This is a genomic window from Streptomyces canus (genome assembly GCF_030815415.1).
GTDB lineage: Bacteria > Actinomycetota > Actinomycetes > Streptomycetales > Streptomycetaceae > Streptomyces > Streptomyces canus_F.
Genome location: NZ_JAUSWW010000001.1, coordinates 892,812 through 918,927 on the forward strand (window position 1 = coordinate 892,812; position 26,116 = coordinate 918,927).

27 protein-coding genes and 2 pseudogenes are annotated in these 26,116 nt (G+C 69.1%); 15 read left to right on the forward strand and 14 right to left on the reverse strand.

Going from position 1 to position 26,116, the window contains the following annotated elements:
- The first annotated feature begins 375 nt into the window (after positions 1-375).
- Entirely contained in the window at positions 376-1,194 is an 819-nt protein-coding gene (locus tag QF037_RS04215) for an SAM-dependent methyltransferase (RefSeq protein WP_307036976.1), read from the forward strand.
- Between the two features lie 15 nt (positions 1,195-1,209).
- Here the strand turns inward: QF037_RS04215 and QF037_RS04220 are convergent, their stop codons facing one another.
- Both QF037_RS04220 and QF037_RS04225 read right to left on the reverse strand, forming a co-directional pair.
- Entirely contained in the window at positions 1,210-2,130 is a 921-nt protein-coding gene (locus tag QF037_RS04220; protein WP_307021923.1) for a helix-turn-helix domain-containing protein, read from the reverse strand.
- Between the two features lie 104 nt (positions 2,131-2,234).
- Positions 2,235-2,465 (reverse strand): DUF397 domain-containing protein, encoded by a 231-nt coding sequence (locus QF037_RS04225; protein WP_307021925.1) that lies wholly within the window; start codon positions 2,463-2,465, stop codon positions 2,235-2,237.
- 150 nt (positions 2,466-2,615) lie between these two features.
- Between QF037_RS04225 and QF037_RS04230 the strand changes: the two genes are divergently transcribed.
- Together QF037_RS04230 and QF037_RS04235 are read left to right on the forward strand one after the other, a co-directional pair.
- A complete protein-coding gene (locus QF037_RS04230) occupies positions 2,616-3,125 on the forward strand; it encodes an ATP-binding protein (RefSeq protein WP_307021927.1) in 510 nt (169 codons plus the stop codon).
- Between the two features lie 35 nt (positions 3,126-3,160).
- Positions 3,161-3,661, forward strand: a complete 501-nt coding sequence (locus QF037_RS04235; RefSeq protein WP_307021929.1) for a hypothetical protein — start codon at positions 3,161-3,163, stop codon at positions 3,659-3,661.
- 963 nt (positions 3,662-4,624) lie between these two features.
- On the opposite strand, the pseudogene QF037_RS04240 reads toward QF037_RS04235, so the two are convergent.
- Positions 4,625-5,701 (reverse strand): annotated as a pseudogene (locus QF037_RS04240) (LLM class flavin-dependent oxidoreductase).
- Positions 5,702-6,346: 645 nt separating this feature from the next.
- On the opposite strand from QF037_RS04240, the gene QF037_RS04245 reads away from it, so the two are divergent.
- The 4 genes and pseudogenes from QF037_RS04245 to QF037_RS04260 all read left to right on the forward strand — a co-directional run.
- A complete protein-coding gene (locus QF037_RS04245; protein ID WP_307021931.1) occupies positions 6,347-7,258 on the forward strand; it encodes an SH3 domain-containing protein in 912 nt (303 codons plus the stop codon).
- 506 nt (positions 7,259-7,764) lie between these two features.
- Complete coding sequence (locus QF037_RS04250) at positions 7,765-8,985, forward strand: metallophosphoesterase (RefSeq protein WP_307021933.1); 1,221 nt, start codon at positions 7,765-7,767, stop codon at positions 8,983-8,985.
- Between the two features lie 166 nt (positions 8,986-9,151).
- A complete protein-coding gene (locus QF037_RS04255; protein ID WP_307021935.1) occupies positions 9,152-10,342 on the forward strand; it encodes a cytochrome P450 in 1,191 nt (396 codons plus the stop codon).
- 357 nt (positions 10,343-10,699) lie between these two features.
- Positions 10,700-10,786: pseudogene (locus tag QF037_RS04260) on the forward strand (IS5/IS1182 family transposase); the annotation flags it as partial.
- 70 nt (positions 10,787-10,856) lie between these two features.
- Here the strand turns inward: QF037_RS04260 and QF037_RS04265 are convergent.
- On the reverse strand, positions 10,857-11,120 hold the full coding sequence (locus QF037_RS04265; RefSeq protein ID WP_373463663.1) for a hypothetical protein: 264 nt from the start codon (positions 11,118-11,120) through the stop codon (positions 10,857-10,859).
- Positions 11,121-11,241: 121 nt separating this feature from the next.
- Between QF037_RS04265 and QF037_RS04270 the strand changes: the two genes are divergently transcribed.
- Positions 11,242-11,604, forward strand: a complete 363-nt coding sequence (locus tag QF037_RS04270) for a hypothetical protein (protein ID WP_307021938.1) — start codon at positions 11,242-11,244, stop codon at positions 11,602-11,604.
- A 40-nt stretch (positions 11,605-11,644) separates the two neighbouring features.
- Here QF037_RS04270 and QF037_RS04275 read toward each other — a convergent pair whose 3' ends face one another.
- Entirely contained in the window at positions 11,645-12,001 is a 357-nt protein-coding gene (locus QF037_RS04275; RefSeq protein ID WP_307021940.1) for a hypothetical protein, read from the reverse strand.
- A 346-nt stretch (positions 12,002-12,347) separates the two neighbouring features.
- Positions 12,348-13,340, reverse strand: a complete 993-nt coding sequence (locus QF037_RS04280) for an ArsR/SmtB family transcription factor (protein WP_307021942.1) — start codon at positions 13,338-13,340, stop codon at positions 12,348-12,350.
- A 160-nt stretch (positions 13,341-13,500) separates the two neighbouring features.
- Between QF037_RS04280 and QF037_RS04285 the strand changes: the two genes are divergently transcribed.
- From QF037_RS04285 to QF037_RS04305, 5 genes are all read left to right on the forward strand, one after another.
- Entirely contained in the window at positions 13,501-13,866 is a 366-nt protein-coding gene (locus QF037_RS04285) for a hypothetical protein (RefSeq protein ID WP_307021944.1), read from the forward strand.
- 3 nt (positions 13,867-13,869) lie between these two features.
- Positions 13,870-14,430 carry a hypothetical protein gene (locus QF037_RS04290; RefSeq protein ID WP_307021945.1) on the forward strand — a complete coding sequence of 187 codons (561 nt, stop codon included), beginning with the start codon at positions 13,870-13,872 and terminating at the stop codon, positions 14,428-14,430.
- 107 nt (positions 14,431-14,537) lie between these two features.
- On the forward strand, positions 14,538-15,158 hold the full coding sequence (locus QF037_RS04295; RefSeq protein WP_307021947.1) for an LLM class flavin-dependent oxidoreductase: 621 nt from the start codon (positions 14,538-14,540) through the stop codon (positions 15,156-15,158).
- A complete protein-coding gene (locus QF037_RS04300; protein WP_307037824.1) occupies positions 15,079-15,285 on the forward strand; it encodes a hypothetical protein in 207 nt (68 codons plus the stop codon). Before QF037_RS04295 ends, QF037_RS04300 begins: the two co-directional genes overlap by 80 nt.
- A 121-nt stretch (positions 15,286-15,406) precedes the next feature.
- On the forward strand, positions 15,407-16,576 hold the full coding sequence (locus tag QF037_RS04305; protein WP_307021949.1) for a UDP-N-acetylglucosamine--N-acetylmuramyl-(pentapeptide) pyrophosphoryl-undecaprenol N-acetylglucosamine transferase: 1,170 nt from the start codon (positions 15,407-15,409) through the stop codon (positions 16,574-16,576).
- Between the two features lie 108 nt (positions 16,577-16,684).
- Here the strand turns inward: QF037_RS04305 and QF037_RS04310 are convergent, their stop codons facing one another.
- From QF037_RS04310 to QF037_RS04340, 7 genes are all read right to left on the reverse strand, one after another.
- On the reverse strand, positions 16,685-18,061 hold the full coding sequence (locus QF037_RS04310) for an oxidoreductase (protein ID WP_307021951.1): 1,377 nt from the start codon (positions 18,059-18,061) through the stop codon (positions 16,685-16,687).
- The gene (locus QF037_RS04315; protein WP_307021953.1) at positions 18,045-18,188 is read right to left on the reverse strand and encodes a hypothetical protein; all 144 of its coding nucleotides are present in this window, start codon (positions 18,186-18,188) and stop codon (positions 18,045-18,047) included. Before QF037_RS04315 ends, QF037_RS04310 begins: the two co-directional genes overlap by 17 nt.
- A 195-nt stretch (positions 18,189-18,383) precedes the next feature.
- Positions 18,384-18,830, reverse strand: a complete 447-nt coding sequence (locus QF037_RS04320) for an SDR family NAD(P)-dependent oxidoreductase (RefSeq protein ID WP_307021955.1) — start codon at positions 18,828-18,830, stop codon at positions 18,384-18,386.
- On the reverse strand, positions 18,818-19,138 hold the full coding sequence (locus tag QF037_RS04325) for an SDR family NAD(P)-dependent oxidoreductase (RefSeq protein ID WP_307021957.1): 321 nt from the start codon (positions 19,136-19,138) through the stop codon (positions 18,818-18,820). The genes QF037_RS04320 and QF037_RS04325 overlap by 13 nt, the downstream gene beginning before the upstream one ends.
- 57 nt (positions 19,139-19,195) lie before the next feature.
- Positions 19,196-19,639 (reverse strand): hypothetical protein, encoded by a 444-nt coding sequence (locus tag QF037_RS04330; protein ID WP_307021959.1) that lies wholly within the window; start codon positions 19,637-19,639, stop codon positions 19,196-19,198.
- A 759-nt stretch (positions 19,640-20,398) separates the two neighbouring features.
- The gene (locus QF037_RS04335; RefSeq protein ID WP_307021961.1) at positions 20,399-20,881 is read right to left on the reverse strand and encodes a DUF6114 domain-containing protein; all 483 of its coding nucleotides are present in this window, start codon (positions 20,879-20,881) and stop codon (positions 20,399-20,401) included.
- A 130-nt stretch (positions 20,882-21,011) separates the two neighbouring features.
- Positions 21,012-21,626: a DUF6230 family protein gene (locus QF037_RS04340; protein ID WP_307021963.1), complete on the reverse strand. Its 615-nt coding sequence runs from the start codon at positions 21,624-21,626 to the stop codon at positions 21,012-21,014.
- Positions 21,627-21,900: 274 nt separating this feature from the next.
- Between QF037_RS04340 and QF037_RS04345 the strand changes: the two genes are divergently transcribed.
- Positions 21,901-22,620 (forward strand): MerR family transcriptional regulator, encoded by a 720-nt coding sequence (locus QF037_RS04345; RefSeq protein ID WP_307021965.1) that lies wholly within the window; start codon positions 21,901-21,903, stop codon positions 22,618-22,620.
- Between the two features lie 151 nt (positions 22,621-22,771).
- Here the strand turns inward: QF037_RS04345 and QF037_RS04350 are convergent, their stop codons facing one another.
- Positions 22,772-24,946: an MMPL family transporter gene (locus tag QF037_RS04350; RefSeq protein WP_307021969.1), complete on the reverse strand. Its 2,175-nt coding sequence runs from the start codon at positions 24,944-24,946 to the stop codon at positions 22,772-22,774.
- Positions 24,947-25,268: 322 nt separating this feature from the next.
- Between QF037_RS04350 and QF037_RS04355 the strand changes: the two genes are divergently transcribed.
- On the forward strand, positions 25,269-25,946 hold the full coding sequence (locus tag QF037_RS04355; protein WP_307021970.1) for a TetR/AcrR family transcriptional regulator: 678 nt from the start codon (positions 25,269-25,271) through the stop codon (positions 25,944-25,946).
- Positions 25,947-26,116 lie beyond the last annotated feature (170 nt).

Sequence of the window (26,116 nt, forward strand, 5' to 3'; positions counted from 1 at the left end):
GTCGTCCCCACCGAATGAGACCGTCGTGGAGAACGACCTGCCACGGGGGTATCGCCGTAGCAGCTGGAGTACTGCAGGTTCTACAACGGCTCGCGCCATAGGTTCCGTAAACACCGTCCGCCCCCCTGTCGAGCCTGGCCTTCAGCATCCCAGACGGGGCCTGCGACGGACAGATCGCCACCTGGCCGGCAAGGGCGGGGCCGGTCATCGGCACGCCAGAGGAGCAGTGGCCACGGTTCTTCTTTTTCCATGTCGCAGTACGAGTCCTTGAACCCCTGGACTTTGTAGAGACGGTGGATGCGCCAAGTGCCTTGTCCCTAGGATGTATTGCCTGATGCACCGGTCAGCTCGGTGCGGTACACGACTGGGGAGACGATGGAGTCCGGGAAGCGGTTGTCCACCAAGATCGACGCCACGGTTCCGACGGCCGCGCGCATGTACGACCACTACTTGGGCGGCAAGGACAACTACGCGGTCGACCGTGCCGCCTGCGAGGAACTGGACAAGGTGGTGCCCAGCACCCGGGCGCTGGCGCTGAACAACCGGCGCTTCCTTCAGCGGGTGGTGGGGACGCTGGCACAGGAGTACGGCATCCGGCAGTTCCTGGACCACGGGTCCGGCCTGCCGACGCAGAACAACGTGCACCAGGTGGCCCAGCGCATCGATCCGACCTCGCGCGTCGTGTACGCGGACAACGATCCGATGGTCCTGGTGCACGGCCGGGCCCTGCTGGACCAGAACGACCGCACGGCCGTGATCCAGGCCGACCTGCGCGACACCGACGGGATCTTCTCCCACCCCGACACCCAGCGGCTGATCGACTTCTCGCAGCCGGTGGGCGTGCTGTTCAACTCGGTGTTCCACTGCATTCCGGACAGCGACACTGAAGGCCCGCTCGCGGTGGTGAAGCGGGTGACCGAGCGGCTCGTGCCCGGCAGTTGCCTGGTGATGTGCCAACTGGTCAGCGAGGACCCCAAGGTGCGGGAGTTCGTCACCGACTTCATGGACAAGGCCACGCAGGGGCACTGGGGTCGGGTGCGCGAGGAGAAGGACGTCGCGCAGTGGTTCGAAGGGCTGGAGATCCTCGAGCCCGGACTGGTGGAGGTGTCCACCTGGCGGCCCGACACCGAGGTGGCGCCGCGTCAGCTGACCCAGGAATGGATCGAGTTCGGCGGGTGCGGCCGCATCCTGTGACGGAGCGGCACCGGCTCACTGGCCCCCGTAGCGCTGCTTGACGGTCTCGCGCAGACGGTCAAGGGAGTCTCGGGGGCTGAGCGCGTCGTCGGCCAGTTGGTCGAGCGCTACGCGGTACTGCTCGGTCTCGTCACGGTCCTCCAGGAACGTGGCGCTCCTGATGTGCTCCAGGTAGACGATGTCCGGGAGATCGAGGCCGCCGAAGCGCAGGTACGTGACCGGAATGGCCGGCGCGGACGCGTTGGTCGCGTCCAGGGGGACGATCTGCACGACGATGCGCGTCTGCTCGGCCATGGTGATGAGGTGTTCCAGCTGTTCGCGCATGATCTCGCGGCTGCCCAGGACCCGCAGCAGCACCGACTCGTCGACGATCGCCCACAGCTGTGGCGCGTCCGGCCGCCCCAGCAGTTCCGCCCGCTTCATGCGCAGCTCCACGCGGCGGTTCACCTCGCGGCTCGGGGCCGCGGGCAGGCCACGCTCCACGACGGCGCGCGTGTAGGCCGGCGTCTGCAGCAGTCCGGGAACGTACTGAATCTCGAACGTACGGATGAAATCGGCCGCTTCTTGCAGCCCGACGAGTCGGTCGAACCATTCCGGCATCAACCGTTTGTCGAAACGCTGCCACCACCCGGGCTCACCGGCCCGCCGCAGCAGTTGCAGCAGGACGGACGCCTCGTACTCCTCCGTCTTGTAGAAGTCCAACAGCGCGCGGACATCGTCCTCGGTGGGTGGACGGCGACCCTTCCCCGCCTCGATGCGGGACAGCTTCGCCGGGCTGAACCCCACGGCCCGCGCCGCCTGCTCCTGCGCCATGCCCGCGTCCTCGCGCAGGCCCGCCAGCTGCACGCCGACCAGCATCTTCAGCAAGGTCGGCGCGGGCTCGGTGCGCTGCAGGTACGGCTCGAGACGGGAGACGCGCGGCGACTCGGAGGGCATCCTGACTCCCGGTGGGCAGAAGGCAACAGCCCGCATTATCGCACCGGTTGGCCGCTGTGCGCATGTCCGGGCCCGTGCCGGGTACGGACGGCACGCATCACCTTTCACATCAGGTCGTCGAACTCGCCGTCCTTCACACCGGCCAGGAAGGCCGCGACCTCGGCGGACGTGTAGATCAGCGCGGGACCGTGCGGATCACGAGAGTTGCGCATCGCCACGCCTCCCCCGGTCAGGGACGCCACCTCGACGCAGTTGCCTTCGGCGTTGCTGTGGCGGCTCTTGGTCCAGCGGACCTCCAGTGAACTCGCTTGCACCCCATTCGGAACTGATGGCACCGCAGTCTCCTCGCGCATGACTGTCTCGATCCACGCCTGCAATTTCTCGTGAAATTGCACGGACTGGCTGTCGACGTGGATAATAACCCTGTCGCCAACATCCGTGCTGGCGCCTAGATCTGACGTCCTGACGCCACCTCAGGAGATGCCGTGTCGCAACCCGCGCGCCCCGCACCCTGGCCTGGCCCGGCCGTGCTCCCGGCACAGCGGGCCGCGGCCCTCGCCCCCGCCTCGCGCCCCACCGGCAGAAGCGCCGCCCTGCGCCTGCCCGGCAGCAGCGAGGGATGCGCACAGGCGCGCGAGTTCACCGAACGCATCCTGGGCGAGTGGGAGTTGGGGCAGTGCCGGGACGACGCTCTGACCGTCGTCTCCGAACTCGCCGCCAATGCTGTACTGCACGGCCGAAGGAGCGACACCCTCGACGACACCGAGTCCGAGGTGTGGCTACGTCTCACGCGCCGCACGGCCCACCTGGTGTGCGCCGTGACCGACCAGGGCGACGGACTTCCGCACACGGCGCACGCGCCGAACGTGCTCAGCGAACACGGCCGAGGCCTGTTCATCGTCGAGGCCCTCGCGCAGCACTGGGGCTGGACCCGCCACGCACCCCGGTACAAGACCGTCTGGGCCATGCTGCCCACAGGGGCGCGCCGGGCATGAAGCCGCGTACCGAGCTCCGAAACGGTCAGGGAGCCGTGCCGCAGCCGCAGCAGACCACCACGCTCCGCGACGTCGGTCTCGTCTCCTGGGGCGACATCGAGGACTCGTCGGGATCCGCCGCCGCCATCCCCTACCTGCTCGCCGCCATCGCCTCGGGCGACAAGTCCGCCTCGCAGAACGCGCTGGACCGATTGCGGCACCGGATCTGCCGGCACGGCTTCGTCGTCGGACAGGCAACGGCCATCACGGTCCCCTTCCTGTGGGACCTGGCCCAGCGCCCGCAGACGTCGTGCCGCGTGCAGATCCTGGGCCTGCTGCGGAACATCGCCGGCGCCCACCAATGGGAGACCACGGCCGCCGCCTTCCCGAAGCTCCGACGCCGCCACGGTGACCATGTCGAGTGGGAGTCGGCCGCCCGCCGGGCCGTGCACGCCCAGCGCGGCATCATCCCGCGTCTCCTGGCCGAGCAGGACAACGAACTCGTGGACGCGACCGAGGCCCTCGCCTGCACACTGACCGAGTGCGGCCCACGATGACTCAGACGATGCGGGCAGCAGCCCCGTCGTAGATGCCGCTGAGCTCCGAATCGGTGCGCGTGAGGACTTGCGCGATCTCCGTAGACCCGCGAAATCGAGTACTGCACGCCGTTTTAAGCCGTGCGCTCGGCCGTCAAAAATGTTGCATAGTCGATGACTGCCGGCGTCTTCACAGCACCTGCGTAGACGAGCCCGGCCACGGTGACTCCGGCCGGCTGATACAGATAGGGCCCGTCGCTACGGGGGAAAGCCGAGCCCGGACCCACGGTGCAAGAGCCTCCCCGGTGGCGCAGCCCGTCCAGGTGAAGGGCCAGCCCGCAACGAGCGGCATCCGAGCCGGCTACAGACCGCCTTTCCACCACGCCGGGATTCACGGTCCCCGGAGTTCGCAGTGGAAAGCCCGCCCGCTGGACCCACGACGATGTCGCCGGCCACAGCAGCCCACCGAACCACCGCGCAGCCGTCCCCGGCGGCGCTGGTGACCATTCGGACCTCAGCGCTGACCTTCGGGATCGTGTCCTTGAAGATGTTCCCGCACGCAGCGCCCGGTCCGATGCCGGACATATCGCTGCTCATGCCGAGGATCTCGCAGTCAGACCCGCGGTTCGGCCCGTGGCCGGGATCTCCCACAGCTTATTCGAGTGGTCGAGAATTGGTGTCGCGACTGGGGAGAAGAAGCTCCGCACGATGTAGTCGCAGTTTCCACGGGTCAGCGACGACGACATCGCCATCTATCTCGTCGTAGCGCGAGGATACTTCCGATCTGGGCGGCACTCTCCATAGAGCGAGAGACGCTCGCTGTACGCGGATTTACCGTTCGTTTCGCTGCGATATCCCCGAGGTGGATCTCGCCGACTTGGGACCGGTTCAGGCGTTGAGATAGGGCACGGCGACGGACCGCGTCAAAAACGCCTTGGGGTCTTGCAGGTGTGCAAGTCACGGCCGCGCGGCGGTCGGGTTCACTCAGGTGAGGAGTTTCGCGAGGGTGGGCCATCTCGGTGGGTGGGTCGATCACCGGCTGGATGAGGAGTTCGTCGATGCCGGCGTGTTCCAGGGTGGCGATGCGGGCGAGGAGGTCGTCGCGGGTGCCGACCAGGGCCAGGGCGTTCATGAGCGAGGGCAGGACGAGGTCCCGGTCCTGCGGTGCGATGCGTCCGAGGTAGTTGGGGTAGAGCCTGGTGTGCCGGTCCGGCGCGGTAGCGGTGGTGCCGCGCCGGTCGAGGAGGAGCCGCACCGCCTCGCGTTCTCCGGGGCCGAGTCGGTCGGCGAAGGCGGGTGTGTCGGCGGCCGTGTCCGCGGCGTAGGCCAGCAGCGACAGGACGAGTGGCCCGTTGCATCCCGGGCCGCGTCGCTGTGGTGGTCCTCGTTCTCGTCGAGCAGGTGGAGCGAGGTGACCACGTAGGAGTCCGCCTGGGAGCCCGTTGGGGCGTCGGGGTCGCGGGGCGCGCCCCGGGCGGCGTGGCGGCGGGTGTCACGCAGCGCCTGCCAGGCGGTGGGGTCCAGCAGTCCGAAGGAGATGAGGCCGGTGCCGCGACGGCCGGCGACGGCGGCGGCCTGCGGCCCGAGCGCGGCCACGACGAACTCGATCGGGTCGGCGGTGTTCACGTGCGCCCCGGCGTGCAGGAACCGGATGTCGCGCACCCGGTCACCTTCGCGGTACTCGGTCGAACGTCCGGCGCACAGGTCCTGCAGTGCGGCAGTGAAGTTCTCCAGCTGAGCCGCCGTGGTCGGCCGCATGCCCAGGGTGCGCCGGGCAGTGTTTCCGGTGCCGACTCCGCAGATGATCCGGCCCGGTGCCAGGGCGTTGAGGCTGTCGAGCCCGCACGCGGCGGCCGGCGCCGAACGCAGCGCCGGTGAGGTCACGCCGATGCCGAGCCTGATGCGGCTGGTGGCCTTCGCGCACAGGCTCAAAGCGACGAAGGCGTCGCCCTGGACCATCGGGGTGTCATTGACCCAGAAACTGTGCAAGCCCAACTCCTCGGCCTGCACGGCCAGATCCTCCACACCGGGCTGCGCGGCGACGACGAGGCCTGCACGCATCAGAACCTCCACGGTGTGCTGCGGATCGATTCGAACCTGCTCAGCATGGCAGGTGCCCGCGTAGGGCCGTTGGGGCGTCGCGCGATCTGGTTGCGTCGAAAGCCCGCCTCGTCCCCGAAACAGATCGAGGCGGACCAGCCATTCCGGCGCAGCAGCTGCCACACGCCCTGGATCGTGTACTCCCGCGCGATGGCACCGGTTCGGCCCCCTGCGTGAACCGCATGATCCCCTCGTACCGCATGGATCAAGGAACGTCAGGAGCCTGCGGACACCACGAGTTCAACCTGAGGAACTCCAGTTTCCCTTTCTTGTTGTTCTGATCTCGAATTCGGAAGATTTAATCGGTCGGTCGAGAATCAGTAACATTCATGGTGGGATCTGGATTCGCGGCGCTACGATGCGTGAGCCGATATGCGTGCACGGGGAATCGGGGGAATCATGCGTGCGGTGCGATCAAAGGTGCTCTGTCTGCCTATAGTCGGCGTGATGCTGCTGTGCCTGGCGGGGGCGGCGGGGTGTGAGGATTCCGATGCGTCGGTCTCCTTCACTCCGACATTCTCGCCGGTGACATTCACACTGGATTCATCAGGCAAGATCACCTTTAGCGTAGGTCGATCTTTTGTGACTCCGATCGGGGTTTTTTCGGTGAACGCGGGCGTTGAACACCAGTTCATAATCAGCCCCGAAGGGTATCTCACCGCAATCTTCCGGTACGTCAGTTCGAAACAGGGCCTGGTCGAGGCCGCTTATCTGGTGCGGACGGACCGCCGGGTCGAACCGACACTCGACGGCCAGGAACTCGCGGTGGCACGGGGCGGCGAGCTCCGGATCGACATGACGGATGCCGAGCCGGGCAGCAGGCTGACGATCTCCGACATACCGCAGGACAAGCCGGTACCGAGCGCGTCGGCGTCCTCCTGCGCGGACTCCGGCGATATCGCTCTCGTCCTGCCGGAGGTGTCCGCCGGGGACTCCGTGACGGACACCGTGGCCAAGCTGTCGTCCGCCTGCCTGCAGGTGCAGTACGCCTCCGAGGGGGCGGACGTGTCGGAGGGTACGGTCACCCGCGTTGTCGTTCCCACGACTGTCCCGGACGGTTCGGTGCAGCTGCCTCCGGCCGGGGAAGGGTCTCCCGGGCCCGGCGACAAGGTCACCGCGAGCGGGCGGCAAGCGGCGACGATCTACGTCGCGGCCCCCGCCGAGGGGGCTTCCCCGACGGAGACCAGCCCGTCCCCGTCCGAGGACCAGGAGCCCACCCCTTCACCGACGGACCCCTCACCCACAGGCACCACCACCGTCTACGGCGAGGCGTCCGCCCCGGTCCGCTCCGAGCCGAACACGGCCGGCAGCGTGCTCAGTACGATCACTGTCGGCGGCGACTACCCGGCGCTCTGCTCGCGTCAGGGCGAAGAGGTCACCGCCCATGGCAAGACGAGCGCGATCTGGGTCCAACTTGCACTCCAGAGCGGCGACACAGGCTGGGTCACGGCCACGGCCCTCAGCGGCGAACCGGAGACCATCGTGCCCACGCCGTGCGGAACGGAACCCAGCGACTGAGCTCTCCGGTCTTCACCTCGTGCAGCAGGTCCGCGAGGGCGTGGAGTGAGGTCCTGGCTATCTCGTGGAGCTGGTCACTCTCACGGAGGTGGATGCGCTTCGGGGCGGATGCCGGGACGCGTTGCGCCTTCTTCCCACGCGCGCCGGCAGTGCCGCACCGACCGCGCCGTCACCCGCAACTCCCGCACAGCGGCCTCGGTTTGGTCTCCCTGCGTGAACCGCTCGGCAGCCTCCAACCGCAGCCGACTCCACTTCTCCTGCTCCCCGCGCTTCAGCGCGCCTCCCTGCAAGCTCGACCTGAGTAATCACGCACGCAACTCTCCAACAGCCCCGGGATCTCAGTGAGTTCGCCAGGGCCTCTCGCAGTTCAGGCCACAGCAGAATCCGGGCATGCGCGACGGATCACGCCAAAGCCATGGCCGGGCCTCTGGTACGACGACCGCTCCGTCCGCCATCCAGCACCGCAAGAGGCATGATTCAAGGCACAGAGCATCAGGAGGAGCAGCGTGACCAACACCAGCGACACCCGCCCGGCAGGCGATGAAGCGCAAGCGGCTCGACCGAGTCGACTGCACCGGCTGATGCGCTACATCCCCCTGGTTGCACCCGTCCTGCTGTGGGCTGTGCCCTGCTGGGTGCTGCTGTACTCCGGGCAGCACTGGCCGCTGCCCGTCACTCTGGTCGGCACCGCCCTGTTCGTCCTCGGTCTGATCGGTATGCCGCTCGCGATGATGCGCGGCCATGGCCGGCGCCAACAGGACTGGGCGGCGATCATAGGTGACACCCTGCTGGGCAGCAGTTGGGTCCTGTTCACCTGGTCCGTTCTGCTCGGCGTCCTGCTCCGGCTGGCCCTGACCGTGGCCGGCGTCGGGGACGGACAGGATCGGGCCCGCATCGTGACGTGGACCGTCCTCGGTGTGGCCGTCGTACTCCTTGCCTGGGGGTACGCCGAGGCCCGTCGCGTACCCCGCGTACGTGAACTGGACGTGCGGCTTCCGCGCCTGGGAGCCGGACTGGACGGAACCCGTGTCGCTCTCATCACCGACACGCACTACGGCCCCCTCGACCGCGCCCGCTGGTCGGCACGGGTCTGCGAGGTCGTGAACACATTGGAGGCCGATCTCGTCTGCCACACCGGCGACATCGCGGACGGCACGGCTGACCGCCGCCGCGCCCAAGCTGCCCCGCTCGCCACCGTGCAGGCCACCAGGGCCCGGGTCTACGTCACCGGCAATCACGAGTACTACAGCGAGGCACAGGGCTGGGTCGACCTGATGGACGAGTTGGGCTGGGAACCGCTGCGCAACCGCCATCTGCTGCTCGAACGTGGCGGCGACACCCTCGTGGTCGCCGGCGTGGACGACGTCACCGCCGAATCCTCCGGCCTGGCCGGCCACCGCGCCCACCTCGCCGGGGCCCTGGACGGCTCCGATCCCGATCTCCCCGTTCTGCTCCTGGCGCACCAGCCGAAGTTCGTCGACCGGGCGGCAGACGCGGGCATCGACCTGCAACTCTCCGGCCACACCCACGGCGGCCAGATCTGGCCCTTCCACCACCTGGTCCGTATCGACCAGCCCGCCGTCGCCGGCCTCAGCCACCACGGCACGCGCACCCTCCTCTACACCAGCCGCGGCACCGGCTTCTGGGGCCCGCCGTTCCGCATCTTCGCCCCCAGCGAGATCACCCTGCTCGTGCTCCGCTCCCCTCAGCAGCCCACCGCTCCTTAGCACCGGGCTTCCGGCGGGAGCGCGGCCCGGGCGTCGAGGACGAGCCACGGTCCCTGGCGGACCAGGCACTGGCGGCAAGGGCCGGCCATCGTGAAGTCTGGCCGCACATGCCTGACAGCGGGCTCCTCCCACCAGGGTGTCGACACGACGACGGAGGCAGCAGTCGATGGACCGAGCCGACGACGCACGCAAGATTCGCAGAGATCGCACCGAGCCCGTCTGCCCGATCGACCGCGGGGACGACGGCACGTGGCAGGTACGCGGCTATCACGCCGCACGCGCCGTTCTGCGCAGCACCGACACCGTGCAGGCGGGCCTCGGGATCGAGACCGTGGAGAAGCTGCCCGCTCGGATCCGGCGGCCCGTGCTGTACCGCGACGGGCTTGAGCACCGCGAACACCGCCGTCAGACCGCCCGCTACTTCACACCCCGCCGCGTGGACGAGCACTACCGGGAACTGACCGAGCGCATCGCGCGCCGGCACCTCGACACCCTGCAGAGCGCGGGTGAGGCGTGGCTGGAGGACCTCACCTTCGGCGTCTCGATCGATGTGGCGTGCGAGGTGATCGGCCTGACCCGTAGCAGACGCGGGATCCAGCGTCGGCTGGAGCGCTTCTTCCCCGAGAAATTCGGCAGACCCGGGCTGACGAGTTGGCACGGGATCTACTGGTTGTTCCGCCAGAACAGCAACTGGCTGCGGATCTACCTCGCCGACGTCCGCCCAGCCGTGCGCGCCCACCGCAAACGGCCCGCGGACAACCTGATCTCGCACCTGATCGCCGAGGGCTGTTCCCCTGCCGAGATCCTCGGCGAGTGCCTCACCTACGCCGCCGCCGGCATGGTCACCACGCGGGAGTTCATCAGCGTCGCCGCATGGCATCTGTTCACCGACGCCGCGCTGCGCGAGCGCTACACGACCGGGAGCGAGAGCGAACGCCTGGCGGTGATTCACGAACTCCTGCGCCTGGAGCCCGCGGTCGCCCGCCTCAAGCGGAGGACCACCGGCGCCCTGAGTCTGCCGAGCACCGACGGGCCGGTCACCGTGCCCGGCGACGCGCTCGTCGAGATCTTCGTGGACGAGGCGAACACCGACCCGGAGGCCGTGGGCGACACCCCCACAGCGGTCCGGCCCGGCAGGCCGACGACGACCGGCCGATACGCGACCGCCCTGTCCTTCGGCGACGGACCGCACCGCTGCCCCGGTGCCGACATCGCGTTGATGGAGGCCAACGTCTTCCTCGGTCACCTTTTCGCCCTTGAGGGCATCCGCATGCTCACTCCGCCCCGCGTCACGTTCCAGGACGAGATCGGGGGCTATGTGATCCGCGGACTCCGTGTGGCTGTCGACCGGCGGTGAGACCACTCCAGCGCTGGCTGCTGTCCTCCAGGAGCCGCTGCGGGAGCTGCTGAAGCAGTTATGCGGAGGCCGAGCCGGGCTGTGCCCAATCCCCTCCTGCCTTCCAAGTGAAGTCCGCTGCGGTTGCGTCCAGGGAAGTGGTGTACGGGTTCGACCTGATCCGAGGGTTTGGATGAACGGCCACCGACTGATCTTCGAAGTGCCGAAGCCTCGAAGGAGATCAGCACGACGACCGCGCCTGACAATTTGCCAGCCGACGCATAGGAGCGAGACACCCGGACCGGGAGGTGCTGGCCGCAGTCTGGTTCGTGGCCAGCGCCTTCGGATGCACGGCCGCCAGGCGCCTACGACGACCTGCGCCGCCGGGGTATCGAATCCTCGACTCGCCTGGGGCGACACCGGTGGAGTGTCGAGCGAACCGCGAGCCGACTGGGCGGCTTCCGCCACCCGCATCGCCGCAACCCTCATCCGCTACCGCCGGCGGTCCGCCAGACAGCTGCACTCGACGTTCCCGTCAGCGCCACTCGGGGGGAATGTTGGCGAGCTGCTTCACCAGGTCCCAGTCGGCCGGCCGGAACTTCGGGTCGTGCCACAAGACTCCGCTGGCAACCCAGTATCCGCGCAGCTCACGGACCTGTGACACGTTGTCGTCGCCGATACCGGATTCGTTGTAGCAGCAAGGACAGATGACGTACTGCGGCGCTCCGTATTCGTTGAACACCGCGTCGCCATCGTCGTATCCGCAGATCCGGCAGGCGGTCTCGATCTTGTCGTCCATAGTCATCTCGACCGCAGCCTAGCCGCCAACGTCAACGCCAATACGGGCCACGACGTTGGCGACTCCCTCGGTAGCCTGCTATTCCGTGGACCGTGCGTCCCGCGTGGGTGAGTATCGCGTCATGGAACGGGTCGTTGACCTTGATCGGGCCGCCGCCGAAATCACCGAGCGTCGGCGAGGCTGGGAACGTGCCGGCCTGATCGTGGAAGCCGTGACCTGGCGGGATGAGGCAGCGTCATGGCCGCAGGTCCTGGAGACGGAGCGGGGCCGGGTTCAGGATCCCGATTCGATCGGTGTGCTGATCTCAGATCCCAACGAGGCCGAGCTCGGCGTCGTCCTGTTCCGAGGGGGCTGGGCGGACGTTGACGCTCTCACACTCGCCGGGGATGTTGTGGCCGAAGCTCCGACAGTGGACTCACCGATGCGGTTCGGCGTGCTGCGCGACCACTGCGTGATCCGTACTTTCGGTGTCCAGGCAACGTAGGCGGTCACCTCCGCGCGTGCCGGTGCGCGTCGGCAAGTCCTCACCACCCCCCGTTCGTCACGTACACCACGTACGGAATCAGGAGTGCCGGCAGGGTCAACAGGCGTGGTGTGAGGGGGCGGCCGCGATACAGGGGGCGGAGGACGTCGAAGAGGAGGAGCAGGAGGAGGACCAGAGTGCCGAAAAGGATCATGGCGATCAGCACGAAGCCGCCGTTCTCGATCTGGTCGTAGGTGCAGCCGTCCAGGTCCCGGCGGTCCAGGTCGTCGTACTCGCAGTGGCCGTAGGCGAAATACCAGCGCGCGCAGAGGATGGCGAGGGCCGCGGGGACACCTATCAGGAGATGGACCAGCAGCGGCGACACACAGCCGCGCAGGGCGGGAAGGACGGTACGCATCCGGTCACCTCACCAGGGCAGGGTCGACCGGAGTATGACGGAAGCCACTCTTCCGGCCACAGGGCCGTCACAGCCGCCTCAACGTTGACGCTCGCCGAGCCCGAGCCGCGCAGCCCGCGCTCGCCGTCCTGGACCTGGCGCTCCTCAGCCGCGCCGCACGGAGAACATGCGCACCGCCACAGCCGGCGCCGGCCCGGCCGCGATGAAGCCAACGGCGAGCCGGCAAGGCAGTTTGCGTGTGCACGCCCAGCAGTTGAGGCCGGCCGCAGTGGGGGCATACGTCTTCAGGACCGTGCTGCCGCGCCGCCACCAGGTCGTGCGTGGTTCCCGGCAGTGCGGGTGAGACTCACAGCAGCGATCGCGTCCCGTTCTGTTGCAGCAGGGACGCCCCCAAGGGTGTCAGGGCGTGCAACATGGTGTTGGCGTGGCGGTGGCTGGTGATCAGGCCGGCGTCGCGCAGGACCGTCGTGTGGTGGCTCGCGGTCGTGGGGGTGACACCGGCGTGCCGGGCGGCCTCGGTGGTGGTGGCGCCGGTGGCCGCGGCGCGCAGGATGCCGGTGCGGGTGATGCCGAGCAGGGCGTGCAGCGGTAGGTGGCCGTCGGCGCCCTGGGGGGCGGCGGGCGAGTGGTGGAGGGGGTAGAGCAGTACGGGAGGCAGGTCGGGGTCGGCCAGGGAGACCGGGGTGTTCCAGCAGAAGTACGAGGGGATGAGGAGCAGCCCGCGGCCGTTGAGGTGGATGTCGCACTCTGTCGGGTAGTTGCCGAGTTCCAGGACGGGCGGGCGCCACCGGATCGAGGGCGCCAGGGTGTTCAGCACGCCTTCGATTCCCGTACCGCACAGCGTGCGGGTCTGGCGGGTGCGCTCGGCGTGCAGACGTTCGTGGATGCGCTCCTCGAACGGGGTGATCACGGCGTGGTGGTAGGCGCGTAACGCACGGACAAGCTGCTCTCGCATCGGGCCGTCGGTGAGTTTGCGAGTCCAGGCAGGAGCGCCGACGATCTCCCGGAGCTTGGTGACTTCCCGGGCGACCTGGCGGTCCGGTGCGGCCAGGATGGATTCGAGCCCGGCGTCGAGGCCCGCGGCGCCGTCTGCCGGGGTGAGGAAGTCCGGGAAGTAGCTCGCCCGCGGGAAGAGTGGCAGCAGCACGGTCCGTACCGCGCGGTCGAGTCCGGTGGTGCTCAGCGCGGAGCGCGCGGTGCGGTACCAGGGCGCATAGGCCCACCGCCCTTCATGGGTCTGGAAGCGGTGCAGGCTCGCTGCGATCTCCCACAGCGGGTGCGGTGCGGTGGCGATCCTGAGTCTGGTCAGGTCCTCAGGTGTGAAATGAAAGCGGAGCAACGTGTTCCCCCAGTGCTCAGGTCCCTCATCTGCGATGTTTCAGCAGGGTCGCATGAGCATGACAGCAGCGGTCATGGCCCGGGAACATGAGTTCGCGCCAACCGGGACGTGCGCCGCAGGGCCCTCGTCCGGCTCTGGCTTCCATCTAGGAGGAGAAGTGATGGGACGAATTCTCGCGGGCAGACGGCTGTCGAAGGTGGCGGCGACAGGTGTCCTCGCCGTACTGGTCTCGACTCTCGCGACGCCGTCAGCGCAGGCGCTCGGCAACAACCGGGCGGTGAGCCGCTCCTGCGGGACGAACTACGTCTCCAGCGGGTTCACCGGCAGCTACAACTGGGCCCAGACCCGCAAGCAGAGCGGCGACTGCAGCGGCCGGCTGAGCTCGGCCATCGAGTACGGCACCGGCTGGTGGACACCTCGCGCCTACGGGTCGAGCGAGAACGCCTACACCTCGCACACCTCCTCCACCAGGGCCGCCAACGGGCTGCACTGGGGCTGCGACTCGTGCAACGTGACCAGGAGTTAGCAGGTGCGCTTCCGCTTCCTCGCCACCGCGCTGCTGACGGCAGCCGCGGTGGCGGCCTGCGCCCCCGGCACCGACAGCGGTGCACAAGGAGCGAACGAGGACGTGTCCCTTCCGGGCCAGCAGTGGGCACTACGGGACGACCGGGTGACAGCGGGCGAGTACCGCACCGCGATCACACGCTTCCTCGCCTGCGTCGAGGACAGCGGCTACCGCACCGGTGCTCCGGTGACCAGCCCGATCGACGGACTGAGCCTGCTGTACGACATCACACCGTCGGGAGACCCCGCGACGTACAACGACCGGGTCCAACGCTGCAACCTCGGCCATCTGTCGATGATCGAGCCCACCTACGTGGAGCAGCACCGCAAGGTCATGGACCAGCCGCTGAAACGAGCCGTCGGCGAGTGCCTCGAGGGCCGTGGGGTGCGCGTCTCGGGCACCGAGCAGAACGCCACGGACTTCGCCGTCACCGCCCGCGACGAGCCGGTCGTCGTGGAGTGTGTGACGGAGACAAGGCAGCAGCTCTACCCCGACCTGCCCGACTTCGCCGTCGTACGCATCTGAGCCCTGCGGGGACTGCCCAGACAAGACGTGAAGCTCCGCGACGCGACCGCCGACCGGCGGCAGGTTGTGGGGAGAGGACGAGGAGGCGCGCATGCGATCGACGGCCCGTGATACGGCACGGTGCCGACGCTGACCCTCGGCGCACTGGTCACGTCGCGGCTGGAAATCGGCACGCTCGTGGCCGGCCCGAACTTCCGCCACCCGGTGTCCTTCTCCCGCGACCTGATCGGCCTCGGCGAGATCAGCGAAGGGCGGCTCACTCTGGCGTCGGCGCGGAGAGCGGGTACGACGTCGACGTTTTCGGGACGGGGGCGCCGAAGAGCCGGGTTCGCAGGTTGGGCGAGTTCGTCGGGCTGCTCGATCGGCTCCTCCGCGAGGACCATGTCTCCTTCCAGGGTGACTACTACTCCGCCGTCGACGCTCGTACGGTGCCCGGGTGCCGGCAGCGGCCGCGGCTGCCGTTCATCGTGGCGGCCAACGGTCCCGGGGCAGCGTCCGTCGCGGCGCGGTACGGACAGGGGTGGGTGACGGTCGGCGGGATGGCGGAGCGGCTCGACGCGTGGTGGGGCCTTGTCGCGGAGGCGAGCGACCGCATGACGGCTGCCCTTGCGACGCACGGACGCGAGGCCGACCCGGAGTGCCCGACGGATGCTCCAGACCGATGCCGCACCGGTGCTCAGTGTCCAGTCGGCCGACTGCTTCGACGATTTCCTGGGCCGGGCCGATGAGCTGGGGTTCACCGATGTCGTCGTCCCGTGGCCGCGTGCGCAGGGTCCCTTCTCCGCACCGCGGTGGGTGGTCGACCGGATCACCGCGGACGTTCTTCCCCGGTGGCGGACTTCGGGAGACGACTGACCGTCACCAACGACCCGCGACGCCGCCGGTGCGGCCTTGCTGTGGCAGGCTCAGGGGCAAGCCCGCGGATCCGTCCGGGGGTTCCGTCTCGGCCCGCATCGCAGCAACTGGAGCCATCAGCATGAACAGCGATCACCGTCCCTTCCGTCTGCTCGTCACGGGTGGTGGGACCGGCGGTCACACGTATCCGGCCCTTACCGCCGTGCGGACGCTTCAGGCCCGTCTTGCGGCACAGGGTGGCCGCTTGGAAGTCCTGTGGGTGGGAGAGGCGGACAGCCTGGAGTCGCGGGTTGCGGCGGCCGAGGGCATCGGCTTCGAGTCGGTGGCGGTGGGCAAGATCCGGCGGTCGAAGAACCCGATCAAGATGGTGTCCCCGGCGAACATCGCGGACATGAGCCGTGTTCCGCTCGGTGTGCTCCAGGCCCGCAAAGCGATCAACCGTTTCGGTCCGGATGTGGTGCTGGCGACGGGCGGCTACGTGGCCGTCCCGGTCGGGGTGGCCGCGACCCGTTTGTGCCGCGTCCCGCTGGTCGTGCACGAGCAGACCGTGCGACTGGGGCTGGCCAACCGGACCCTGGCCGCAGCGGCGACGCGGGTCGCTGTGTCCTCACCGTCCACACTGCCGCTCCTGCCCGAGAGCGTGCGCGCCGCCGCGGTGGTGACAGGCAACCCGGTGCGACCGGAGGTGTTCACCGGACAGGCCCAGAAAGCGCTCGACGCCCTGGGGCTGCAGGGGTTCGACCCGCGTCTGCCCACCGTCTACGTGACCGGCGGCGCGCAGGGGTCCCAGCAGGTCAACACTCTGGTGCGTGACGTGCTGCCGTGGCTGGTGGAGCACGCCAACGTGATCCACCAGTGCGGGCGGGACAACGTCGAGGAGCTGCGCCGGCAGACCGGGCATCTGCCCGCGTGGGGTGCGGCGCGCTATCACCTGACCGGGTACGTGGGGGCCGAGCTGCCCGACGTGCTGGCGCTGGCGGACGTGGTGATCTCCCGCAGCGGCGCGGGGACGATCGCCGAGCTGACCGCGCTGGGCAAACCGGCCGTGTTCGTCCCGCTCGCCACCTCGGCCGGCAACGAACAGGCCCACAACGCACGCCACCTGGCCGACAACGGAGCCGCCGTCGCACTGATCGACGACGTGTCTGCCCAGCGGCTACAGGACGCCGTGGCACCGCTGTTGACGGACCCGGCACAGCGCGCGGCCATGGCGGAGCGGGCCCGTGCGCACGGTCGCCCCGATGCCGCTGAGCGCCTGGTCGATGTGCTGCTCGCCGCGGCCGGGAGGTAGACCCCGAGCCGCAGGTGGTCACGGAGGTGTCGGCGTGTGCCGTCCTCAATGAGGGCGGCGCACACGGCGGTGGAGTTGCAACAAGAGCGAACCGGCGCCGAAGCCGCGTCAGTTGCGGCTCAGTGTCCGCGTCACGCCCGCCACGACCGTCGTCGTCAGGATCCAGCCGACCGCGATCAGCCCGTACGCGAGCCCTTGTACGGTCCCCTCATCCCAGTGCCAGCCGTCCCGCTGGCCGAGCCCGCCGACCGGCACCATCAGATCGAGGGCGTACGCGACGGGGTTGAACGGTGCGCCCTCGCCCTTCTTGTTCGGTACGGGATTGTGCGCGGCGAAGACGACCGAGCCGAGCAGTGTGAGCACCGCCAGCCAGATCCCGGCGATCCATGGCCGGTACCCGTACCCCACGGTCGCGTCGAGCAGCCAGCCCCAGGCCCGGCCGGCCGAGCCGAGCGTCGCCCGGCGCTGTCGCTCCCGCACCAGGAGTACGCGGCGCGCCTCGTCCTCGTGCCCGGAGCGCCGGTAGTACGAGGCGAGTTGTTCGTAGGGCTGCGGCGCGTAGACCGGTTGGTGGCGCAGCCACGCGAGCCGGTTCGTCACGTCCTCGCGGCGTGTGCCCGCGGTCTCGCCGAGCCAGTCGTAGGTAAATCCGTCGAGGCCGAGCGTTTTGGGCCAGGTGCGAGGGTCGTCCTGGAGCCGGCTCGCGTGTGCGTTGCGCAGGTTCACGCCGCCCGTGGGTGGTTGGGCGAACAGCAGGTCGAGCGCCTCGGTCCGCATGCCCACGCACATCAACGAAGAGCCTGACCCGGTGAGTTCGGCATCCCGCAGAGAGACCAGGTCATCCACTTGTGCGCCGCGCAGGCGTATCCGGCCGTCGGCCCGCAGGCCCTGGAGCCGCACGTTCGATGTCTTCACGGCGTCTCCGTGAAAGGCGAGCGTGTCCGCCGCCCCGACACTGATCCGCGCCCCGCGCATCCACAGCCCTCCCGGCAACTCGGCTCCTGGGAAGCCGACTTCGCCTTCCGCGTGGAAGCCGTCCTCGCAGAAGACGCCACCACGGGCGACGAGCCCGCCCCCCTCCAGGGCGACCCGCCCCGGTGCGACCAGATGGGCACCGTCGAGCCGTACCCCGCCGGCGATGTCGGCGTGCACCAGGTCCACGGCGCTCTCGGTCCCGTCGCGCTCGCCGATGACCGACCGGCGCAGGTCAAGCCGCCCACCGAACCGGGTGGTCGACGCCCTCAGCCCGGGCAGTGTGCAGCCGACGACGGTCACGGCGAGCGTCGTCGCGCCCTCCAGGCTGACGGCCTCGTCGAACAGGCACGCCTCGAACCGCACGGCTCGCCGGATCTCGGCTCCGTCGAGCCGTAGCATCCCCCTGACGCGGGCGTCGCGCAGGACATACGGCTCCGATCCCGAGCCCTCGTCGAGGATCTCTCGCCTGACACGCTCGGCGTCGACGCTTCGCTCAGGGGCGGGCGACATGGGGCGCCGTGGAGCCGGTGCGGGTGGCGGGGGAAAAGGTCAGGGTGCGGCTGGAGCCGAGGGCGGGCCTGGGGTCGCGGAGGCTCATGGCGGTGACGAGGCCGCGCAGTTGTGCTGCGGTGTTCATAAGGCTCCTTGCACTCCTCCAGCGGGCGCGCGTCCTGATCGTGGACAACGCCGGTGACCGCTGAGCATTCCACACACGGGGTGCGAGCCAGTCGCGGGGCCGGTCCGCCAAGTCGGGGCGGTTGGATGCGGCCGAGGGAGCCGAGGCTCACGGCAGGTGGGCGGCCGCCCCGCCGAGCAGGCGACCGAAGCGTGGTCAGGGTTGATCGCCGATGGCTCGGTAGGCCGCGATGTACAGGGTGTGGCACAGGTCGATCAGTTCTTCGACGGTGGCGTTCTGGTGGCCGAGTGTCCAGTCCACAAGGAGTTCGTTGACTCCGCCGACCGGGCTCATCGCGGTCATGGTGAGCCTGCTGGAGGAGGCTTCCGGAACAGGGGGCGGTACCTGTAGAGGCATGTCGGGCTTCGCGCTGTTGGCCTCGAATCCGGTCCTGGTGTAGGCGGGTTCGACGAGGAGCGACCGGACGCCGTACTGCCGTACCTCGTGGTCCAGCGACTGGGAGTAGCCCTCGATCGCGTGCTTGGAGGCGCCGTAGACCGCCATGTAGGGAGCGGGGATGAACCCCTGTACGGCCGAGAGGTTGATGTTGCGCCCGCGTCCCTGGGCGCGCATGTGCGGCAGGACCTCCTTCACCATGCGCATGACCCCGGAGTTTCCTCAGCCGTGCCGATCGAGCCGATGCCGGCCTTGCTGACCAGGACGTCGATCCGCCCGTACCGGTCGATCACCTGCTGGACCAGGGCGGTGACCGACTTGTCACTGACCACGTCGAGGTCGAAGACGTCACGCCCGGGAGTGGGGTGACGCGTGAGGTGTCCCGGCCCGTGCCGGCCACCTCGAAAACCCGCCGCGACCAGCGCGAGCGCGGTCTCCTTGCCGATGCCGGAGGGCGCGCCCGTCACCAGCGCCGTCGGCCGCACAAGCGGAAGCAGGAAACTGGTCCCGGACACGCCTCCGGGCCTCGCCTCCAGGTCGGGCTGACGGGACACGGACGCTCGAGCCCGGCTTCAGCGCGGCGTTCCGTACCCGTGAATCCCCGGGATGGCGAGTTGTCCGCCCGTCTGTCCTGCCTGGTCGATGTCGGCGTCGTCCAGGCTGAGTTGAAGCTTGAGACCGAGTTTGCCGATCGTTTCGTAGAGCCACTCCGGGACGGTGTCCGGGGTGAGATGCACGCGGAGGACGGGCGGTGCGGGAAGGTTTTCGACGCCGGAGACGGTACCTGTCAGGCTTTCCACGTACATGGTGATCTCGTCGCCCTCGAGGGTGGACGTGGAGCCGGGCGCTCCGTCGATGTGCTGGATCTGCGGGCCGACGGGCACCGCCATCTTCAGGTCGCGGATCGTGACAGCCGCCGCGGAGAACTTGAGTACCCGCTTCGGTCCGGCGGCCGTGTTCACGGTCACCACTCCCTGGAAGACGAGGTCGTGCAGGTCGAGGCGGCTCCCCCGCATGTTCCAGGCCTCGGCGGAGAATCGGCCGGCCTGATGCTCCTCGGGGGCTTTTCATGTCACTGATGTCGCAGGTGCGAGCGGTTTCCCGGGCGGGCTCCGGTCGGGGCGACGGGTGGCCGGGGGCAGGCGATGGGGGCGTCGTGGGCAGCCGGGGCCCGGACGGTGCTGTGGCCTCTGGCGTCGATGCGGCCGGGCTTGGTGAGGGGCTCGCGAGGGGTGAGGGGCTCGCGTCAGGTGACGGGCTTTGCTGCTCGGCGTCGTCGCGGAGGAGCGAACCGAGGATGTCCGTAAGGCTTGTTGTGGCGGAGGTCGCACTGGGTGAGGGGGTGGGAGTGGCGGGCGGTGCCGGGGGCGGGGCCGCTCCCTCGTCGTCCGGGTGCTGCGGCGGCTTGGCGTGCTCTCCGCTCGGGTGAGGGCTGGACGTGCGGGGATCAGCGGACGGGGTGGCGCTTGCGGGAGCGCTCGTCGCCGAAGGTGATGTGCCGTCGGGACGGGCACAGTCGACACCGCGGCTTCCCGGCCCGCCCGGCCCCTCTTCGGAAACGGAGAGCGCCGCGGTGGCGCTCGTGTCGACGGACTCGGGCAGACGTTGACTGCCCAGGATGAGGGCGGTCGGCAGCGCGGTCAGCGCGAGAGCCCTCCCGACCGGCAGACGCAGGCGCGTCAGCGCGGACGTACGGGGGCCGGCGTGTCGGCCTCTCGGCAGTCGAACGAGGCGGGCTTCCGCGGCCTCGCCGCGAGTGTCGGGCGACTGGTCGCTCACTCCCCCTCTCCTCCCGCCCGGCCGACGACGGCTGACGGCCCCTCAGCGCCGTCGGGTATGGGCGCCGGGCCCCCGTTCACCGGGCCCCACGCCAGAGCCAGGAGTCCTCCCGTCGCCGCGAGCAGCGTGCCGACGAAGAATCCGCCGAAATTGGAGATGGGAAGCGACAGCACGCCGAGGAACACCGCGACGCAGCCGGCGAAGAACCTGATGATCGGCTGGAACCAGAGGAGGCCGCCAAGGACGATCAGCGTCAGGCCGATGACCAGGGACCCGGCCCCCGCGGTGGTGGACATCGCCACGGACAAGGCGCCCAGGGACAGATTGAAATAGGGGAAGTAGATGATGGGCGCAGCGGCAAGGAGCACCAACAGTCCCGCCCAGAACGGGCGGGTGCGCCGCCAGGCCCGGAAGTCCTGGCGGGCGCGGGTGAAGCCGCTGACACGGTGGGGGTGAGCGGGTGCGCCGGCACTCGTCATGTGGCAGCTCCCAATTCTTGAGCGAGTCATGGGTCCGTGGGGGGATGAGGACGCCGACGCCCCGGACCGTCGCCGGCAGCGCTTCCGCGCGCTTTTCCATGCGCCGGCGACGACGGGGGGCCGGCCGAGGTCAGAAGCAGTCGTGCCGGCCGGCCGCGATGTTCATGTGCAGGCCTGCCAGTTCGAACGTTCCGGCGGTCGTGGCCCAGACCTTCTGGTGGGCGTCGATGATCTCGACCTTGTCGGCCTGCTGGGCGTAGCCGTTGGGGTCGACCTTGTCCTTCGGGTTGACCTGACCCTTGGTCATGGAGCCGGTGGCGACGCCGATGTCGACGTTGGTGAAGGTGCCCTTCTTGGCCTGGAGGTCGGTCATGTCGATGTACAGGTCCTTGGCCTTGACCGGCGTACCCGACCCGCCGGCCTTGAGCGTCATCGTGTAGGTCCCCAGTACGGGAATGTCCACCGGCACGGACTGGCACATGTCGGTGACCGTCGCGTCCTTGATGGACGAGACGGAGACGGGCACGTGCTTGCCGTTCTTGGCGACGTCGACTGTGGCGTAGTTGCCGAATCCGGTGCCGCTCAACTTGCCGGCCGAGACCTGGAAGTCGGAACCGGAGATGCTGAACGAAGCGGCCAGCGCGCCCTGAGCCATGGAGACGGCGACCGCGGCCGTGGCGGCCACCGTCGGCACCGCACCGATGGCGAAGCGCTTCCAGTGGGTCTTGCCGATTCGCTGGGACATGGTGTGGTTCTCCGTTGTCGAGGCGTACGAGACGACCGGACCCAGAACTGGCTGGGCGGGCCCGGGGCAGGGGGAAGAACTGCGGCCGGGTGCGGCCGCGTCGGTGCGGGCGACTTCCACGGGAGCACGTTTGTCCATGCGCACGGAGCAGCGGGCACACCGCAGAGGCACTCGATAGTGTCGCTACCGAGCGCCTGATAGTGGCACTATCGAGTCGGGTGGGGCAACCCCCGGTAACGCGATACTGGTGGGACAGTTGAGCGTGAGGGAGCGCATGAGGATTTCAGAGCTCAGCCGACGGTCCGGGGTACCGGCGGCGACCATCAAGTACTACCGCCGGGAAGGGCTGCTCCCCGAGGGCCGCGCGCTCAACCCGACCACGGTCGAATACGACGAGGAGCACCTCCAGCGGCTCCGCCTGATCCGTTCCCTCATCCAGCTCGGCGGGCTCTCCGTCGCCCGGACCCGTGAAGTGCTCGAAGCCGTCGACCGCCCGCTGGACGCGTTCGAGACCCTGGGCGTCGTCCACCACGCGCTGCCCGTTCCGTCCGCGGAGACGGAGGACCCGACCGGGAAGCGTGGCGAGGACGGCGAGGACGGCACCGGTCCGGACAGCGCCGCCGGCGAGGTGGCACCGGCCGGAGCCGCCGCGAGGGTCGAGGCTCTCATCGAGAACATGGGCTGGCAGATCTCCGACGCGTCGCCGCACCGCCCGGCTCTCGCCGAAAGCCTCGCGGCACTCAGCCGCCTCGGCACCGACTACACGGCCGACGACCTCGTCCCTTATGCACGGCTCGCCACCTCCACCGCGGACCTGGACTTCGCGCAGTTCGACGGGATCGAGGACCGCATCGCCCTCGCCGAGCGAGCGGTGGTCCTCACCGTGCTGTTCGAGCCGGTCGTCAGGCTGCTGCGACGGCTGGCCCAGGAGGACGCGAACCACCGTCGCCACCAGCGCCGGGCGGGCGGGCGGGGTGAGCAGCCGACGGAGTGAACCGTCGGTGGGGTGGCCAGACGGCAGGACACCGGCATGTACTCCCGCTCACGCCATGAAGACGCAGCAGGGGCCGAAGTGCCGCGTGGGGAAGGCACTTCGGCCCCTTGCCGGGTTCAGGCCCCGACCGGGTTTCGGACTCCGACAGGGGTCAGACCCCGACAGGGACCGGCTTGTCGGCCTCTGCCGGGAGGTCGCCCTCCTTGATGCCGAACCGGTCGTAGAAGCGGGCGAGCGGGCCCGGAGCCCACCAGGCCGCCCTGCCCAGCAGCCTCATGACGGCCGTTCCCAGCAGGACCCGCACCACCAGCACGTCCGCCAGGACCGCGAACACCATGCCGACGCCGAAGAGCTTGATGGTCAGCACATCGCTCATCCCGATCGCCGCGAGCGGCACACACATCAGCACCGCGGCGCTCACGACCAGGCGGCCGATGGACTGCAGCCCGGTCGCCACGGCCTCCGTGCTGTCGCCCTGCTTGTCGTACTGCTCCCGCATCCGGGACACCAGGAACACCTCGTAGTCCATGGAGAGTCCGAAGATCAGCGCGAACAGCATGATCGGCATGTTGGGCTCGATGTTGCCCGTCGGGTCGAAGCCGAGCAGGTGGTGCAGATGACCGTCCTGGAAGATCCAGACCAGGACACCGAAGGTCGCGGTCAGCGACAGCATGTTCATCGCGATCGCCTTCAGCGGCAGCAGCACCGAGCCGAACGCGAGGAACAGCAGGATGTACGTCATCACCGCGATGTAGAGCAGCATCCACGGCAGGGTCTCGCCGAGCGCGTCCAGGGTGTCGTCGTACACCGCCGACTCGCCGCCGAAGTACGCCCGGGCGCCCGGCGGTTCGGGGACGTCCTTGAGCCGGTTCACCAGGTCGCGCGCGTGGGTCGAGACGGGATTGCCGTCGAAGGTGACCGACACCCGGGCCGTGGTTCCCTCCATGCCGCTGATCCGGGCGCCCGTGGCGCCCTCGGTGGCGCCGAGCCGCTCGGCGTACGCCTTCAGTGCCGCGCCCTGCTCCTTCGAGGTCCCGTCGGACTTCAGGACGAGCAGCGAGTCGATGGACTTCACCGCGTCGCCGTCGAAGTCGTGCTCCATGGCGTTGAAGACCTGGCGGCCCTCGGAAGTGCTCGGCAGCTGCTGCGCGTTGATGGAACCGAACTCGATCCTGGAGAACGGCAGGGCGAGCGTCAGCAGCAGGCCCACCGCGCCCACCACCACGAACCACCGCCGCCGCATCAGGCCGTGCCCGAACCGGTACCAGGCACCCTCACCTGCCGCCGTCGGAGGAGTGGCCTTCCTGCGACGCAGCGGGAAGGCGTTGACCTTCGGTCCCATGACGGCGAGCAGCGCGGGCAGCGCGACCAGTGAGAAGAGCACCGCCAGCAGGACCGCTGCCACACCGCCGTACGACATCGACTTCAGGAAGGTCGACGGGAAGAGGGTCAGGCCGGCCAGCGCCGCCGCGACCGTGGTGCCGGAGACCATCACGGTGCGGCCGGCCGTGGCGAGGGTGCGCCCGATCGCCTCTTCGCCGGTGTGGCCGGCCGCCAGTTCCTCGCGGTAGCGGCTCACGATCAGCAGGCCGTAGTCGATGGCGACCGCGAGACCCAGAATCGTGACCAGGCTCATGGAGAACACGGAGACGTCGGTGATGTTGGCGATGGTCCGCAGGACGGCCATCGAGCCGAGGATGGAGAGCACGCCGACGATCAGCGGGAGGAAGGCCGCGGCCAGACCGCCGAACACGACCAGAAGGAGCAGGAAGAGCACGGGGGCCGAGATGATTTCCGCGGTTCTCAGGTCATGTTCGATCTTCGCGCTGGCCTGGTGGCCGGTGGGCACCGTTCCGCCTTGGAGGGTCTGCAGACCGGGTGCCGGGATCTTGTCCTTGACCGCCTCGTACGCGTCCTCCTTGGCCTTCTCGGTGCTGCCGTGGAGGTTCAGGGCGACGTAGGTGGCGTGCCGGCCATGACTGACCTGCGCCGGCATCTTGGTGGTCCAGAAGTCCAGGTAGCCGGTCACCTCCGACGTCGGCAGCGACTCCAGCTGCCGGACGACCGCCTGCCGGAAGGACGGGTCGTCGACGGTGCGGTCCTTGTCGCGGTAGACGATCACCGCGTCGGGTGTCCGCTGCGGGAACGCCTTCTCGGCGATGTGCGCCGCCCGCACGCTGTCCGAGCCGGGGTCCTGGAAGCCGAGCGGTGTCAGGGAGCCGAAGACTCCGGCGCCGTAGGCCCCGGACAGGACGGCGAACAGCACGGTCAGCATCAGCAGGGGCTTTCGCCTGCGGTGGAGCAGACGCCCGAATCTTTCAAACATGGAGACTCCTGGATAAGTGGGAAGTTGCTGTCAGCCGTTGCTGGGGCCGGCCTTCGACCAGCAGGCCGGGCTGCTGCTTCTGGAGGAAGTGACCGGCGTCGTAGGCGGCCTTCTCCTCACGGCTGAGGACAGGGGCGGTCTGGTAGCCAGGCACCGGTTCAGGCCGCGTGGGACTCGTACGCAGGCCCTCACGTCAGGTGCGCTTTCGATGTCCGCCCAAGGAACCATAACAGTGTTTTGATTGCTCGCCTCAAGCCCGGCAGGCGCTTCGAAGCCACCAAGGGAGGGAGCATTCATAACGGTGTTGTAATACGCTGGCACCATGGCCAAGCCCAAGACACATGACGAAGCGCTCCGGCTCAAGCTCCTGCACCGCGCGGCGGCCACGGTCTTCGAGCGGGGCACGGCCGCGCTGAGCCTGCGACAGCTCGCCGCCGACGCGAAGACCTCGACCACGGCGGTCTACTCGCTCTTCGGCAGCAAGGCCGGGCTGCTCAGCAGCCTGTACCAGGAGGCCGTGCGGCTCTTCGTCGAGCGCCTGGCCACCGTCCGCCCGTCGGACGACCCGGCCGGCGACGTGATCCGGATCGGGCTGGCCTATCGCGAGTACGCCGTCGCCAACCCGCACCTCTACGCGATCCTCTTCTCCGACCGCAGCGCCCAGTGCCCGTCCGACGCGGACAGGCCGCGCGAGGTCGTCGAGACGTACCGGCCCCTCGTCGACGCCGTGCACCGCGGACAGCTCGCCGGGCAGTTCGGGCCCACGTCCGACCCCGAGGTCGTCGCACTGTCGGTCTGGGGAACGGCCCACGGCCTGGTGTCCCTGGTGCTGTCCGGGAACGAGCCGCCGGAGCTCGCGGTCGCCGACTGCTACGAGCAGGCGCTGCGGGCGTTGGTAACGGGATGGCGGGACAGCGAGGAGCCGGTTGCCGGGTTCGCAGGTTCGGGCTCCCGCACCCCAGGTGCCGGCGCGAGTGACATTCGCCCCGCAAGCACATAAGGCGGGCACACCGCGCCCATCACCGGCTCCCCAGAACGCACGCGGCGCCACGCCCCCAACACGCAGGGACTCTCGCAGCTCGGGCTTGCGCGCGGAAACCGATCAGTTTACGGTGGTGAAACTGATCGGTTTCTCGCTGTGAGGGCGAGTCTCGACCCCCAATCCCCAGG